At 26.5% G+C, this 14,601-nt stretch carries 14 protein-coding genes and 1 tRNA gene; 10 read left to right on the plus strand and 5 right to left on the minus strand.

Going from position 1 to position 14,601, the window contains the following annotated elements:
- The first annotated feature begins 17 nt into the window (after positions 1 to 17).
- Positions 18 to 1,094 carry a tRNA preQ1(34) S-adenosylmethionine ribosyltransferase-isomerase QueA gene (gene queA / locus F811_RS0110445; RefSeq protein ID WP_020005192.1) on the plus strand — a complete coding sequence of 359 codons (1,077 nt, stop codon included), beginning with the start codon at positions 18 to 20 and terminating at the stop codon, positions 1,092 to 1,094.
- A gap of 253 nt (positions 1,095 to 1,347) precedes the next feature.
- Here the strand turns inward: queA and F811_RS0110450 are convergent, their stop codons facing one another.
- From F811_RS0110450 to F811_RS0110460, 3 genes are all read right to left on the minus strand, one after another.
- Positions 1,348 to 2,304, minus strand: a complete 957-nt coding sequence (locus F811_RS0110450; RefSeq protein ID WP_020005193.1) for a dipeptidase — start codon at positions 2,302 to 2,304, stop codon at positions 1,348 to 1,350.
- A 187-nt stretch (positions 2,305 to 2,491) separates the two neighbouring features.
- Entirely contained in the window at positions 2,492 to 3,043 is a 552-nt protein-coding gene (locus F811_RS0110455) for an ECF transporter S component (RefSeq protein WP_020005194.1), read from the minus strand.
- 200 nt (positions 3,044 to 3,243) lie between these two features.
- Positions 3,244 to 4,602 carry an FAD-dependent oxidoreductase gene (locus F811_RS0110460; RefSeq protein ID WP_020005195.1) on the minus strand — a complete coding sequence of 453 codons (1,359 nt, stop codon included), beginning with the start codon at positions 4,600 to 4,602 and terminating at the stop codon, positions 3,244 to 3,246.
- Positions 4,603 to 5,042: 440 nt separating this feature from the next.
- Between F811_RS0110460 and mtnK the strand changes: the two genes are divergently transcribed.
- Together mtnK and F811_RS0110470 are read left to right on the plus strand one after the other, a co-directional pair.
- Positions 5,043 to 6,269, plus strand: coding sequence for an S-methyl-5-thioribose kinase (mtnK, locus tag F811_RS0110465; protein WP_020005196.1), 1,227 nt, complete (start codon positions 5,043 to 5,045; stop codon positions 6,267 to 6,269).
- A gap of 38 nt (positions 6,270 to 6,307) precedes the next feature.
- Positions 6,308 to 7,381: an S-methyl-5-thioribose-1-phosphate isomerase gene (locus F811_RS0110470; RefSeq protein ID WP_020005197.1), complete on the plus strand. Its 1,074-nt coding sequence runs from the start codon at positions 6,308 to 6,310 to the stop codon at positions 7,379 to 7,381.
- A gap of 229 nt (positions 7,382 to 7,610) precedes the next feature.
- Here F811_RS0110470 and F811_RS0110475 read toward each other — a convergent pair whose 3' ends face one another.
- Positions 7,611 to 9,062, minus strand: a complete 1,452-nt coding sequence (locus tag F811_RS0110475; protein ID WP_020005198.1) for an HD-GYP domain-containing protein — start codon at positions 9,060 to 9,062, stop codon at positions 7,611 to 7,613.
- A 197-nt stretch (positions 9,063 to 9,259) separates the two neighbouring features.
- Between F811_RS0110475 and F811_RS0110480 the strand changes: the two genes are divergently transcribed.
- The 5 genes from F811_RS0110480 (at position 9,260) to pth (F811_RS15745) (ending at position 12,418) form a co-directional block, all read left to right on the plus strand.
- Positions 9,260 to 9,331, plus strand: a tRNA-Gln gene (locus tag F811_RS0110480).
- 25 nt (positions 9,332 to 9,356) lie between these two features.
- Positions 9,357 to 10,310: a ribose-phosphate diphosphokinase gene (locus tag F811_RS0110485; protein ID WP_020005199.1), complete on the plus strand. Its 954-nt coding sequence runs from the start codon at positions 9,357 to 9,359 to the stop codon at positions 10,308 to 10,310.
- A gap of 20 nt (positions 10,311 to 10,330) precedes the next feature.
- Positions 10,331 to 10,909 (plus strand): 50S ribosomal protein L25, encoded by a 579-nt coding sequence (locus F811_RS0110490; RefSeq protein WP_020005200.1) that lies wholly within the window; start codon positions 10,331 to 10,333, stop codon positions 10,907 to 10,909.
- Positions 10,910 to 10,931: 22 nt separating this feature from the next.
- Entirely contained in the window at positions 10,932 to 11,522 is a 591-nt protein-coding gene (gene pth / locus F811_RS0110495) for an aminoacyl-tRNA hydrolase (protein ID WP_020005201.1), read from the plus strand.
- Positions 11,519 to 12,418 (plus strand): aminoacyl-tRNA hydrolase, encoded by a 900-nt coding sequence (gene pth, locus F811_RS15745; RefSeq protein ID WP_020005202.1) that lies wholly within the window; start codon positions 11,519 to 11,521, stop codon positions 12,416 to 12,418. The genes pth (F811_RS0110495) and pth (F811_RS15745) overlap by 4 nt, the downstream gene beginning before the upstream one ends.
- Positions 12,419 to 12,527: 109 nt before the next feature.
- Here the strand turns inward: pth (F811_RS15745) and F811_RS0110510 are convergent, their stop codons facing one another.
- A complete protein-coding gene (locus F811_RS0110510) occupies positions 12,528 to 12,959 on the minus strand; it encodes a PepSY-like domain-containing protein (protein WP_020005203.1) in 432 nt (143 codons plus the stop codon).
- A gap of 324 nt (positions 12,960 to 13,283) precedes the next feature.
- Between F811_RS0110510 and F811_RS0110515 the strand changes: the two genes are divergently transcribed.
- Together F811_RS0110515 and F811_RS0110520 are read left to right on the plus strand one after the other, a co-directional pair.
- The gene (locus tag F811_RS0110515; protein ID WP_020005204.1) at positions 13,284 to 13,613 is read left to right on the plus strand and encodes a hypothetical protein; all 330 of its coding nucleotides are present in this window, start codon (positions 13,284 to 13,286) and stop codon (positions 13,611 to 13,613) included.
- Positions 13,610 to 14,593, plus strand: a complete 984-nt coding sequence (locus tag F811_RS0110520; RefSeq protein ID WP_020005205.1) for a DUF2157 domain-containing protein — start codon at positions 13,610 to 13,612, stop codon at positions 14,591 to 14,593. The genes F811_RS0110515 and F811_RS0110520 overlap by 4 nt, the downstream gene beginning before the upstream one ends.
- Positions 14,594 to 14,601 lie beyond the last annotated feature (8 nt).

Consider the following 14,601-nt stretch of genomic DNA (forward strand, 5'->3'; position numbering starts at 1 on the left):
ATAAGTGATTAAAAATTATGACAGACTATTTAAATAAAGAGACTTACAATTTTTATTTGCCAGAAAATTTAATAGCAACAGAGCCTAATTATGAAAGGGATCATTGCAGATTAATGACTTTAAATAAAAATACTGGAGAATTAGAACATAAAATATTTGCAGATATTATAAATTATTTAAATAAAGATGATGTATTAGTTTTAAATGACAGCAAAGTAATACCTGCAAGAATATACGCAAAAAAATCTACAGGCGGAAATGCTGAAATACTTCTTCTTAATAAAGTTAACAATGATGAAAGCACTTGGGAATGTTTGATAAAGGGTAAAAATATTAAAGAGTCTGATACACTATATTTAGATTATGCTCATTTAGACAATGTAGGAAATATTGAGGCATTTATAGAAAAAGATAATATATCTACTAAATTAATAAAGTTTTCAAAACCATTAACAAATGATATTTTAGATACTATAGGAAAAATCCCTCTTCCTCCATATATAATTCAAAGCAGAAAAAGAAAAGGTGAAGAAGAGTACAACATCAATGATAAAGAGTTTTATCAAAATGTATATGCCAAAAATGAAGGAAGTATCGCTTCTCCTACTTCTGGACTTCATTTTACTAATGAGCTTTTAGACAAAATAAAGTCTATTGGTGTTACAGTATGTTATGTTACTTTGCATGTTGGTTTTTCTACTTTTAATCCTCTAAAAGAAGATGATTTACGTAATCATGTTATGCATGAAGAGAAGTTTATTATTCCAAAAGAAAGTTATGATATTATAATCAATGCTAAAAAAGATGGTAGGAGAATAGTATCATGCGGCACTACAGTTTCAAGAGTATTAGAAAGTGAATATGATAATTATGATTTCAAAAGGCTTGAAGGCTCTACAAATATCTTTATTTATCCGCCTTATAAGTTTAAATGTGTTGACGCTCTTATAACCAATTTTCACACACCGCATTCAACTTTGCTTGCTATGGTTAGTGCTTTTGCTGGCTATGATAATATAATGAATGCTTATAAAACAGCCGTAGATAATAATTATAGATTTTTTTCATATGGCGATGCTATGTTTATATACTGAAAATTTTTAAGTTTGTCAAAAATATCTTTTTAAATTTAAAATATTTGCAGGGCTTTGCCATTACTGAGTAACGCTGTGTGATACTTACCAGTTATTTTATGATGTCTGTCCGAACTGTATTTGATGAAGTCGCGGCAAAAAAGTTGATAATTCTGTATAAACTGCATTAGTTTACAAAATAAAATTGTTTAGGATATACTAAATTATAAAGTTATTAAACTTAATTATAATACAAATGTATGTAATATAAGTTTTAATATTTTACAATCTCTTTTATTATTCTATTGAAATTTTTATATTCTATTTTTTCTATCTCTTCGTTATTAAATCCAGCTTCTTTTAATTTTATTATAATATCATATGATTTTGAAGCATTTTCTAATCCTTTTACAGAAGGCGGTGTAATTTCATCTTCAAAATATTCATTATAATCAAAACCAAGCCCTATATGATCTATTCCTATTTTGTCTGCTATGTATTTTATATGATCTAAAGCCCTTTCAATAGTTTGTTTATCTTTATTTTCGTCTATAAATCCCTTATAAGAATTAAGCCCCACAACACCTTTAGTATCTCTTATAGCTTTTAATTGTTCATCTGTAAGATTTCTTAAGCTTTTGCATAATACTCTTGAATTTGAATGCGAAGCTATAATCGGAGCTGAAGTTATATCTATTACATCAAAGAAGGATTTATCATTAAGATGTGATACATCAACTATCATTCCTTTGTCCTGCATTTTTCTTACAGCCTTTTTACCTAAATCGGTTAGTCCTTTGTTAGGATCTCCTCTTACACCTGATGCAAGTTTATTTTCTTCATTCCAAGTAAGAGAAGCATGTCTTGCCCCATATTCATAATATTCATCTATCAAATCAATATTATCATCTATAGATATAAGTCCTTCAAATCCTATAAAGATATATATTTTATTTTCTTTTTGTGCTTTTATAATATCATCATAGTTTTTTGCTATAAGTATTATATCTTTAATATATTCCAGTTCTTTTTTTATGCATTCTTGTATTTCTCTAACTCTTTCTAAAGCCCTATGATAGTTTTTAGGTTCTGTCCATATAACAAATATAGAGCCGCCTATTTTTCCTTTTACTAGATTATCATAATGGTATTTTTTTATTATATTATTTTCGCCTTTAAGAGTTTTTACAGCAACGTCAGTCCATATATCAGAATGGGCATCAAATATCATATTTATTTTCCTATTTTTATTATTTGAATTATCGTTATTTAATTTTATATATTTCTGAAATCATATTATTTTTTATCATTATATATAATAATACATGATAATACTTTATCAAATATATTGCAATAAGTCTTTCTATACAAATAAAATATAAAAAACAAAATTTATTTTCAATAACTTTTTATTAATTCTATTTATTAATTCTAAAAAAATAAATCTTTTTTATGGCTATTGTAACCAATAAACTTGATACTATTTTATCTATCAGAGTAGCTGATAATGTTCCTATAGTTGTTGATACTGCAAGACTTTTCCCGCTATTAATTAATGCTTTAATATAAGCATCTACTGTACCAGTACTTACTCCATTAGCAAGCACTATAGAAATAGGAGAAGATATTACTCCAGAAACTATTCCTATAACAATACCGCTTATAAAAGATACTGAAATTTTTGTAAAATCATACTTTTTAGCTATTAATCCAGCCATTAATCCTATTAGAACATTTACAATTGCAAAATGCAGATTTATATAATCTATAGTTATGGATGTAATTATATTTGTAATTATACCGACAAAAGCACCGTATATAGGACCTAATATTACAGCTGTTAATATTGTGCCTATAGAATCCATAAAAAGAAAAGGAATTTTTAATAATAATACTAAAAATGTCAAAGCAAAATTGGCTGCTATTCCAATAAACATTATTAATATATTGTATTTTAATCTGCTTACCATCTTATTCAAATCCCGTCATAAAATTATATTTTTTTATTCTAAAATACTATATAAGATATTGTCTGCTATAATAACCTAAAACAAATTTATTTTCAATATGATAAATGGTATTATTTTATTTATGATATTTTTTATAAAAAACCCTAGTAAATTTTAAACTTACTAGGGCTATATTATTAATATAAAATATTGTTTTTTAATTATTTAGCAGTATAAGCAACCATAGTCATCCAAGATAATGGTTTGTTATAGTGAGGCAAGAAGAAGAAGTCAGATAATGCAAACTGATCAACAGTCATACCATTTTGTATAGCAAGAGAGAATGCATGAATAGCTTCAGCATGATTATGATTAGAAGCAATTTGAGCACCTACCATACGTCTAGTATCTTCTTCGTATATAACTTTTACTAATACATCTTCATAAGAAGGCATAAATTCAGGTCTTTCAGCATCTTTGAAGAAATTAGATTTAACTTTTAAACCTTTTTTCTTAGCAGTTTCTTCAGACCAACCAGTAGAAGCCATGTTATATCCGAATACGCATATAGCATTAGAACCTTGAGTACCACAGTATTCAACATGTTTTCCTAAAGCATTGTTAGCAGCAACAATACCCATTCTTACAGCATTAGTAGCTAAAGCGATGTATTCTTCTTTTCCAGAAGCTCTTGAATATACAGTAGCACAGTCTCCTATAGCAAATACATTAGGATCTTTTGTAGTTTTCATAGTAGTGTCTACTTTTATAGCACCATTAGGTAAAGTTTCTAAATAATCTTTATAAAGCTCACTATTAGGTCTGAAACCAACAGACATAACTACCATATCTACATCATAAGAACCTTTGTCAGTAATAACTTTTTTAACTCTGTCATCACCTTCAAATTTTTTAACAGTTTCACCTAAATGCATTTCTATGCCAGCTTCTTTGATTCTTTTTTCAGCTTCATCAGTAATTTCTTTGTCAAAATAGTTGGCCATAACTCTAGGCATAGCTTCCATTAATATAACTTCTTTACCATGATTTTTGAAAGCTTCTATAAGTTCAACACCTATATAACCAGCACCAACTACCATAACTTTTTTTACTTCAGGTTTAGCTATTTCATCAATAATTTCTTGTCCTTGCTGGAATAATTTAGAGAAGAAAATACCTTTTTTAAGTCCGTATTCAGTACCTTCCTGCATTAAACCTTCTATAGGAGGAGTTACAGGCCAAGAACCTGTAGCAAGAATAAGTTTGTCATAATTATCATCAAACTCTTTACCTGTTTTTAATTCTTTAACATGTAATTTTTTATTAGCCCAGTCTATTTTTGTTACATCATGTCCCATATAAACATCTATGCCTTCAGCTTTTAAACTTTCAGGGCTAGCGTAGAATAAACCTTTAGGATCTTTTACAACACCGCCAACCCAAAGTGCGATACCGCAAGCTAAGAAAGATATATTATCATTTCTGTCATAAGTTACAACTTGACAATTAGGATCTGTAGCTTTTAATGTTTTTGCTGCCCATGTACCAGCATGATTACAGCCAATTACAATAACTTTCATAATAATTTAACCCCTTATATAAAATATTTTTATTATAAATTTAGGCATTATTATAGTACAAAATAAATACTTAGTCAAGGTATATTATGTTTATAATGAAGTTTTTTAATATTTTTTATACTAATTTTATATAATAATCTCACTAATTATTACATTTTTTCTCAATATTATTGTAAATTTTAGTATAAATATATATTTATAATTACTTAATCATAGTAGTTTTTTATATTATAACTATTTATGTAAATATATTTTATAAAGTATTTACTGTATTTTGTAATAAAATTAATCGTTTTTTGTTACGGAATATAACTAATATTTCTAAATATCAAAAATAAAAAAATACTATGTATATAATATATTTGTAGGATATCATTATTGATATTTATACTTTTTATGCTATATTTATAATTATCAATTTTATTTATGGATTTTATTTTATGGTTAGATTTAACGAATATTTTCTTATGGAAGAAAAAGATGTACTGCTTTATGTTAAAAATAAATTAAAATATTTCAAGCAGGATGATAATATAAGCTGCAAAGAAATAGGAGACGGAAATATAAATTATGTTTATAGAATAAGTAATGGAAAAGATTCTATAATATTAAAACAAGCAGGAGTTCATACTAGGAGTAATTCTTCTGGAAGGATACTTGATATGAATAGAAATGCCAGAGAGGCTCAGGTTTTATCATATTATGGAGATATACTTCCAGATTTAGCACCTAAGATAATATGTATAGATAAAGTGATGAATTTGTTTGTTATGGAAGATTTGAAGAATTATACAATTCTTAGAGATGCATTAATTAAAGGACAGATATATCATCATTTGCAGGAGCAGTTAACTGATTTTATTGTTGAAAGCACTTTGTCTACTGCTGATTTTTTTACCGATGCATTTTCAAAAAAGGATAATGTAGCCAAATATATAAATAAAGAACTTTGCAAAATAAGCGAAGAGCTTGTTTTTAGAGAACCTTTTTTTAATCTGCTTAATGAAAATTCTTTTTCAGAATCACTAAATAAATTTGTTGAAGAGAAGTTATATAAAAATAAAACTTTACAGCTTGAGGCTGCTAAATTAAAATATGAGTTTATGAATAATGCTCAGGCTTTGATACATGGAGATTTGCATACGGGTTCTATATTCGTTAATGATGATTATGTAAAGGTTATGGACTGTGAATTTGCTTTTTACGGACCTATAGGGTATGACTTGGGTACTATAATAGCTAATTTTATATTTGCTTATGTTTATCATTTTAATGTTACTAATGATAAGAATTACACTTCATTTCTTTTTGTTGTTATAGATGATATTATAAGACTTTTCAAAAACAAATTTATTACCAAATTTATACATGAGACTAATGATATTTCTGTAAAAAATAATGAGGATTTTATAGAGTTTTATTTGCTTGAAGTATTAAAAACTACTTTTGGTATATGCGGTCTTGAAATATTAAGAAGAACTACAGGCTGTGCTAAGGTAAAAGAAATAGAATCTGTAAATGATAAAGAAACTAGAAGAAATATAGAATATATACTTTTGAATATAGGTATTGAATGTATTACGTATAGAGATAAATTAGCTGAAGAAGAGAAATTTATGAAATTTATAGATAATATAATTCAAAAGATTGATTTTGATAATATTTGAAAAATTTAAATAAATTATTTTATTTTGGAGAAACTTTTATGTCTGATGAACTTAATAAACCTAGTAGAATAGATAAAGAACTTGCTTTTATGCTTCAGTTTGAAAATATTGCTTGGTATGATGACGGATGTGTAAAGATATTGGACAGAAGAGTTTATCCTAATAAAGTACATTTTGTTGAATGTAAAACTCATAAAGAAGTATCAAAAGCTATAGCCGATATGGTAACTCAGAGTGCTGGTCCATACCTTGCTGTAGCTATGGGTATGGCATTAGCAGGTTACGAGTCAAAACATTTAGAAGGTAATGACAGAATAGATTTTTTAACTCATGCCTGCAATACTTTGGCTAATTCCAGACCTACAACAAGTGCTAGAATGATGTCTATAACAAAATCATGTTTAGAAGCTGGCAGTGAGGCTATAAAATCAGGCAAAGACCCAATAGAGGCTATGTTTAATAGGGGAATAGAGCTTTCTACAAAAAGATATTCCAAAATAAAAAAAATAGCAGAAAATCTTGTATCAATGTTTCCAGATAAAGGCACTATACTTACTCAATGCTTTGGAGAATCTGTTGTGGGATTTATGATACAGGAGTTTCAGAAAAAGAATAAGGATATAAAGGTTGTATGTGCTGAGACAAGACCATATTTTCAGGGTGCTAGACTTACAGCAACAGTTGCATATGATCAGGGTGCCGATGTAACAGTTATAACTGATAATATGGTAGCATACACTATGCAGGAGAAAAAGATTGATGTATTTACTTCGGCTGCTGACTTAATATGTTTAAATGGTGCAGTAGTAAATAAAATAGGCACTTTTCAGATAGCGATAGTGGCTAAATATTTGGGTATTCCCTATTTTGTAACAGGAGCTCCAGATAAAGGCTATCATGGATTTGAGGATATACATTTTGAGTTCAGAGACGAAAAACTTGTAACTGAGGCTATGGGGATAAAAACTTCTAAAGAGGGCGTTAAGGGATTTTATCCTGCTTTTGACTATACTCCTCCGCATTTGGTAAGTGCTGTCGTAACAGATTTGGGTATTTACAGTCCTTATGATGTGTTTAAATATTATGTAGGCAATGATGAAGGTGAGTATTAACTTTTAGTTTTTTATAGTTTCTGCTTTAACATTCAAATATATAAATTAAACAAATTCATCTTGATAAAATACAGTTATTTAACTATATCTAATTAATTATATGAGATTACAATATTGATATCATCTAAAGTATATTGAGCATCTATAAAACTAGGTATATGCATATTATAAAATCATATTATCAATAGTTATTAAAATAATTTTAAAACAAGTATTCTGAGTTTATATATTAATCAAACGGATTTGAAACATCCTCTTTCATTATATCAGATAAGAAATTTATAAATAACTCAAATATAATTGGATCTATTTGAGTTTCATCTTTTATATAATTATTAAACATAAGTTCTACAGCTTCTTTGGATGTTAGTCCGTTTCTTTCATAATTTTTCTGAGGTGTTACTATTGTGTCATATAAATCTACTATTTCCAAAACTTTAGATGGGAAAAATGCTAATGCTTCAAGAGTTTCTATATCAGATGAATTATTTGATATAAGCCATGAAGGATTTATAGATTTATTTTCTTTAATATTTTTTTGTATTAAAGTTTTTAAAATACTGTATCCGTAACCGTAGTATTCATGATGAGTTCCTACAATCAATGCTATATCATCATTATAATTTCTGAAAAATTTCAGGAATTGAAAACCTTTAATAGCATGCGATGTTGATTGTAATTTATATTCTTTGGATCTATTTATATTTAAATAATCTAATTGTTTAATTTTTACAACATCATGCCAGAATGCTCCTGCTGCGAATGTAGCTAAGTTTTGAATAGCTATTTTTTTAAGTCCGTTTTTAAAAATATCTTCAAATTTTATATCTTCTCTTTCTATGTTATAATGTTTAAAAACCTTTTCATAATATTTTTTGAATTTTTTATTGAAATTTGTTATGGTTTTTAATGAAAATTTATTTTTTATTTGTTTATTGTAGTATAATAAAAACTCTATAAATATTATAAATACTCTGTTCCCATGTCCTATGATGTTTCTGCAGTTAAAAGTATCGCATTCATAAAATAGTTTAATATTTGGATATATTTTGTCTATTAGTTTTACTACTGATAGTATTATACTATTAGCTATAAACTGTGTATCATATGATTCTACATTGTCAAAATATATTTGATTTATACTGTCTTTTGCTGCATTTACTAAATGTATTAAATTTACTCTTTCTATAAATGCAAGTTCTGTCATAATATCTAATATATATTCAACAGATTCTTTATATAATTTTTCATTATAGTATTGATTTAATATATCTAAAGAATTTTTTAATGATATAGTTCTCTCTTTAGGTGTTTTTTTAAGTATTAGTTCTAATATATCATATTCAAGTCTTTTAGTTTTTTCATTATCTGGAAGGCAGTCTTTATAAACTTTAAGAAATTGATCTATATTTTTAATTTGTTTATAGTTTTTTTGGTTTTGCGGTTCAACTACCAAATCTAGTATATATTTAGCTGATTTAGTGATATAGAATTTATTAAAAACATCAATATTAACATAATTTTTATTAAATAATAAATCAATTTTATAATTCGGCACAGAAAAATACATATTATCTTCATTTGTGCATATTATTTCCGTGGCATGAAATTTGATAATATCTTTATTATCTTCTATAAAATCTAAATCTACTAAAACATATTTATCTAAGTTAATATTCATAAAAATTATAACTCTTTTAACTATTATGATAGCTATGATAAACTATTTTGTTTTTTTATCAACTTTTTTGTATATGATTTTCTATTTTATTTTAGAATTATAAAAAAAAAAATATTGTTAAAAAGGTATTGACAAATTTTTGTAATGTAGTAAAATGATGACACTCATAGATTTAATATATTAAATTTATTTGATACTGGGGTGTCGTCAAGCGGTAAGACAATTGGTTTTGGTCCAATTATTCGAGGGTTCGAATCCTTCCACCCCAACTTTTCTACTTTTAATGGTATTTAAATGGGTATAGAAGACGAAATATTGATATTAAGCGGCACAGCAAATCCTCAATTATCAGAAGATGTTGTAAGAAATCTCGGTCTTAAATTAGGTAATATGGAAATACGTAAATTTGCTGACGGAGAGACATTTGTACAAATAGAGGAAACTGTTAGAAATAAAGATACTTATGTGATACAGCCTACAGGCCGTCCATCAAGCAGTGAAAACTGGATGGAACTCTATTGTATTATAGATGCTTTAAAAAGAGCTAGTGCTAAACGTATTACGGCTGTTATACCTTATTATGGTTATTCTAGGCAGGACAGAAAGAATGAGCCTAGAGTACCTATAACTGCTAAATTGGTTGCTAATTTGTTGTCAGAAGCTGGAGCTCATAGAGTTTTAGCTCTTGATTTGCATGCAGCACAAATACAGGGTTTTTTTGATATACCAGTTGACCATATGCTTTCAAAAAATGTGTTCTTGGATAAAATAAAAAAAGACCTTGATATGTCTAATTCTATTATAGTTTCTCCTGATATAGGGGGAGTTGGCAGAGCTAGAGCTATAGCTAAACAGCTTAATCTTGATATCGCTATAATAGATAAAAGAAGAGACAGAGCTAATGAATGCGAAGTTATGAACATTATAGGTGATGTCAATGGTAAAGATGCCATTATTATAGATGATATAATAGATACAGGCGGTACTCTCATAAAAAGTATGCAGGCACTAAAAAAAGCTGGTATGAGAAAGATATATGTGTTTATAACTCATGCCGTATGTTCTGGTGATGTTTATGAGAGAATTAATTCAAGTGATATAGAAAAATTATATATCACAGATAGTTTGAAAGTTATGAAAGACAGATTAGGAAGCAAAATAGAAGTTCTTTCAGTAGCCCCTGTAATTGCTGATGCTATTAGACATATACATATGGAACTTTCTATAAGTGTTCTATTTGATAAGTAAAATATAATAAGGAAAGAAATATGAGCGAGAATTATACTATTAAAGCTTTACAAAGAGATACAAAATTTAAAAGTGTTGGACGCAAATTGAGAAATGAAGGTTATGCATTAGCTACTCTTTATGGAAGAGAAAATCAATATTCTATCGCTGTAGAATTAAAAGAGTTTGTTAAAGTTTTCTCTTTGGCAGGGCAGCATGATATAATTACTTTAGATATAGAAAATGATAAGGCTAGAGAAGTATTGGTAAAAGATTATCAAATAGACGGCATAAAAAGAAGTATCAGACATATAGATTTCTATGAAATAGACAGAAACAAAAAAATCAAAACTTATGTTCCTATTCATATAGAAGGTGTACGTTTAGGCGGCGGTACTCTTGAACAAGTTGAATACGGTTTGCCTATTAGAGCTTTGCCTGGATCTATACCTAGAGAATTAATCGTTGATGTAAGCGAATTAAAAGTAGGCGATAGTTTACATATTAGCGACATAAAATTCCCAGAAGGCGTTGATCCTGTTGGTGATGGTTCTAAAGCTGTTGTTACAGTTGTTACTACTCAAGATGATGAAGCTGCTAATAAAGGTGCTGAAGCATAATTACATCTAGGATTGCTATTTGATGATGAAATTAGTAATGGGACTTGGTAACCCAGGCGAACAATATAAAAATCATAGACATAATGTCGGCTATATGATTTTAGATAGAGTTGCTAAAAAACTTAATGTCGAATTAGATATTAAGAAAAAGAAAACTGTTTTCGGCAGAGGAAAACATGGTAAAATGGAGTATTTACTCCTAAAACCTCTTACTTTTATGAATCTTTCTGGAGAGGCAGCTCTTTATATGGCTAGCTTTATGAAAATTACTGTTGAAAATATTATAGTAATTTATGATGATACTAGTGTTCCAATAGGGGAGTTTAGAGTTATACCTTCAAAAACCGATGATTCACAAGAAGATACTGAAGAATATACAATAGACCACAATGGCATAAAAAGTATAAGAGAATCTTTAAAAAGCTACAATTTCACTAAAATTGGAGTTGGAATAGGAGCTTGTCCTGAAAATGAGGAAAAAGCTGATTTCCTTTTAGCACCTTTCTCCAAAGATGAAAGAAAAAAAATTAGAGATATATCTGATAATGTTGTAGATGCCACTTGTATAGCATTGTTTGATTCTCCTCAGGCTGCAAAAAAGAAATATTCATGACTACTAAATTGATTATAGGGCTTGGAAATCCGGGCGATGAGTATAAAAATAATAGACATAATGTTGGTTTTATTCTTATTGATAAAATAGCAGAAAATTTATCTCTTAATTTTTATACCAATAAAAAGAAATCTTTATATACAAGAGGCAAATCTAAAGATATAGAATATATACTTCTTAAACCTCAGACATTTATGAATCTTTCTGGAGAATCAGCTCTTTATATATCCAAATTTTTTAATGTAAAACTTGATGATATAATAGTAATATATGATGATATGGATATACCATTCGGAACTTTTAAAATAAAAAAAGGCGGAAGTTCGGGCGGGCATAATGGAATAAAGAGTTTAATTGCTCAGCTTCATAGTGATGATTTTACTAGAATTAGAATAGGTATAGGAAGACCTAGTGCTGGTAAAAAAGTTAATGATTATGTACTTTCAAATTTTAGTAAAAAAGAAATGGAAGAATTAAATACCGTTATTGCTGATAATGTTATAGAGGCAGTAAAAACGGCATTATTTGAATCTCCTATAATAGCTCAAAATAAGTATAATAAAAAGATTAATAGTAAAGATAATTCTAATAAATCTAAGGTTAATAAAAACATGATAAAAATAGTGTCAAAAAATCCTGTAAAAGAAGAAAATAAAAAAGAATTTATTGAAACAGCAAAAGAACTTATAGAAAAAAGCAGAAAAGAAGAAGGCTGTATATCATATAGTTTATATGAAAGTTTAGACGGTAAATACTTATCTTTTATAGAAGAATGGAGAGATGAAAAAGCTATAGAAAATCATAATAATTCTGAACATTTCAAATCAATAGTTCCTAAACTTGCTCAATTAACTGAAAACGGTAAAGATGTTGTTTTGTATAAAGAGCTAAAATAATTAATTATTATATATAAAAATATTAATTTTTATTTATTGTTATTTTATAATGTAACAAAAAAGAGAGAGATTTAAAAAACCCTCCCTTTAATTAAAGATATATATACTATTAGTCGTCAAATTTTTGTCCCATTAACTGTCCTTCAGAAGTTATAAATAGTTCCATAAAATTATTTAATTTCACTTTGTAATTGCCCCATTCTTTTTCTATTTCTATTATTACAGCATTAGGATAAGTATTTTTTATAGTGTTTGCTGCAGTTTGAGGTAAAGCACTGAAAGGAATAGTATTGTATTTTCCATCTATGCTATCCCATTCACCATTATACAAAAAGTCTATTTTAGAACCGTTTGATAATTTTACTTCAAATTTTCCGTCATCTCTTTCTGCTTTCCATATCTGAGCATCAGGATAAATTTGATGTATAAAGTTTTTAGCATTCTCTGGAAGTGAAGAAGCTGGAACTATCCAATCAGCAAAGGCACTTGAAGTAGAAATAATAGTCAAAGTTATTAATAAAGCAAATAATTTTTTAGTCATAGTAAAATCTCCTTTTAATTTGTTTTCATATGTTCTTGTAAATTATCTTTACAATTATAAGTATATCCTAAAAGCAGATTTTGTCAATATATTTTACTATAATTTTACATAAAATTTACTTAAATTGTATAAATTTCATAATATCATAATACATTTAATACTTATTATATTTTTATCAGCTAAAAACATATAAAAAAGTAAATATTTTTTTACTTTATTTAAATTAATTTAGTAAAATATTTAAATTATAAACACTAATTCTATTGCAATTATTTAATTATAATATTAAAGTATTAAAAGAAAATCTATATAATTGGATAATTTATGAATAATAAAAATATAAAATTAATAACTGATAAATTAGATGAGCTTATTAACTATTTAGAAAATAATAACTTGGAAGAATTTTTTCAAAATAAAAATGAGTTTTGCTCTATGATAATAAATGAAAACAGTGAAGATTTTAATGATACTATAAAAGAAGATATAAAAATAATTGTTCCAGAAAATTTAATAGAAAGTTTTAAAAACTTTATAAAATATTTAAAAGTATTAAGATCAATGAAATCTGATGGAAATGACTATACACAATATACTTTAGATAATATAAGATATATAAGAAAAGAAATATTTAAAGATTTAAATATATTATGAGCAGTAAAAAAAGATTTATATTAAGAGAATTAAAAAAATGGAATAAAGATAATATCATAACAGATGAGCAGTTTAAAATATTATCAAATAAATATAAAGATGATTATATAGACTTTCAGCCTATAATAAGAGCCATAATGATAACAGGTATTATAATGGTTTCTATAGGTTTTATATCTTTTATAAGTTTTTATATATTTTCTATTTACTTTATAGCATTTTTATTTGCTATTCTTTTTTTATCTGGATTTACAGCAGATGAGATTCTTAAAAGAAAAGAAATATATATGCCTAAAACTTCTTCTGCAATAATAGCAGTATCTTCAATATTTTTATCAGCATTTATTTTTACAGTGTCATATATAATAACTCATAATAAAGATAATTTTATTCTTTTATCTCTTGTAAGCATAATAATATTTTTTATAATAGCATATATAAAGAAAAATTATGCAGTACTTTCAATGGCAATAATAGGATTAATAACTTGGTACGGACTTGAAGGTTTTGATATATCATCAATCGATTTAATGCTTAATAATTATATAAGGTTTATAACAACAAGCATATTTATATTTTTAATAGGCATAACAGATATAAATAAAAAACTTGGAAATAAATATTTAAAATTTTCATCTATTTATTATACAATAGGATTATTATATTTAAATATTATACTTGCTGTAATGTCGGTATTCGCTACATCAAGCGAGCCTATAATATTTCAATCTTCATCAGGAGAATTATTAATATACAGCATTTTATTTTTAATTTCAGATATTATAACTCTTATAATAGGATACAGGTTAAAAATATATTCTATAGTAAAATTTTCAATATTTTTTATCATACTTAATATGTATATAAGATACTTTGAATATTTTTATCTGGAGATGAACACTTGGATATTTTTTATAGTATTAGGGACATCCACTATACTAATAGGTGTAATAATAGAGCGTATTATAAAATATAGATAAAACAATTA

Source organism: Brachyspira innocens ATCC 29796 (genome assembly GCF_000384655.1).
Lineage (GTDB): Bacteria > Spirochaetota > Brachyspiria > Brachyspirales > Brachyspiraceae > Brachyspira > Brachyspira innocens.

Excerpts from the sequence above, each read along its gene's own strand:
- queA (WP_020005192.1), top strand. The coding sequence starts at position 18 with ATGACAGACTATTTAAATAAAGAGACTTACAATTTTTATTTGCCAGAA.
- F811_RS0110450 (WP_020005193.1), bottom strand. The coding sequence starts at position 2,304 with ATGATATTTGATGCCCATTCTGATATATGGACTGACGTTGCTGTAAAA.
- F811_RS0110455 (WP_020005194.1), bottom strand. The coding sequence starts at position 3,043 with ATGGTAAGCAGATTAAAATACAATATATTAATAATGTTTATTGGAATA.
- F811_RS0110460 (WP_020005195.1), bottom strand. The coding sequence starts at position 4,602 with ATGAAAGTTATTGTAATTGGCTGTAATCATGCTGGTACATGGGCAGCA.
- mtnK (WP_020005196.1), top strand. The coding sequence starts at position 5,043 with ATGGTTAGATTTAACGAATATTTTCTTATGGAAGAAAAAGATGTACTG.
- F811_RS0110470 (WP_020005197.1), top strand. The coding sequence starts at position 6,308 with ATGTCTGATGAACTTAATAAACCTAGTAGAATAGATAAAGAACTTGCT.
- F811_RS0110475 (WP_020005198.1), bottom strand. The coding sequence starts at position 9,062 with ATGAATATTAACTTAGATAAATATGTTTTAGTAGATTTAGATTTTATA.
- F811_RS0110485 (WP_020005199.1), top strand. The coding sequence starts at position 9,357 with ATGGGTATAGAAGACGAAATATTGATATTAAGCGGCACAGCAAATCCT.
- F811_RS0110490 (WP_020005200.1), top strand. The coding sequence starts at position 10,331 with ATGAGCGAGAATTATACTATTAAAGCTTTACAAAGAGATACAAAATTT.
- pth (WP_020005201.1), top strand. The coding sequence starts at position 10,932 with ATGATGAAATTAGTAATGGGACTTGGTAACCCAGGCGAACAATATAAA.
- pth (WP_020005202.1), top strand. The coding sequence starts at position 11,519 with ATGACTACTAAATTGATTATAGGGCTTGGAAATCCGGGCGATGAGTAT.
- F811_RS0110510 (WP_020005203.1), bottom strand. The coding sequence starts at position 12,959 with ATGACTAAAAAATTATTTGCTTTATTAATAACTTTGACTATTATTTCT.
- F811_RS0110515 (WP_020005204.1), top strand. The coding sequence starts at position 13,284 with ATGAATAATAAAAATATAAAATTAATAACTGATAAATTAGATGAGCTT.
- F811_RS0110520 (WP_020005205.1), top strand. The coding sequence starts at position 13,610 with ATGAGCAGTAAAAAAAGATTTATATTAAGAGAATTAAAAAAATGGAAT.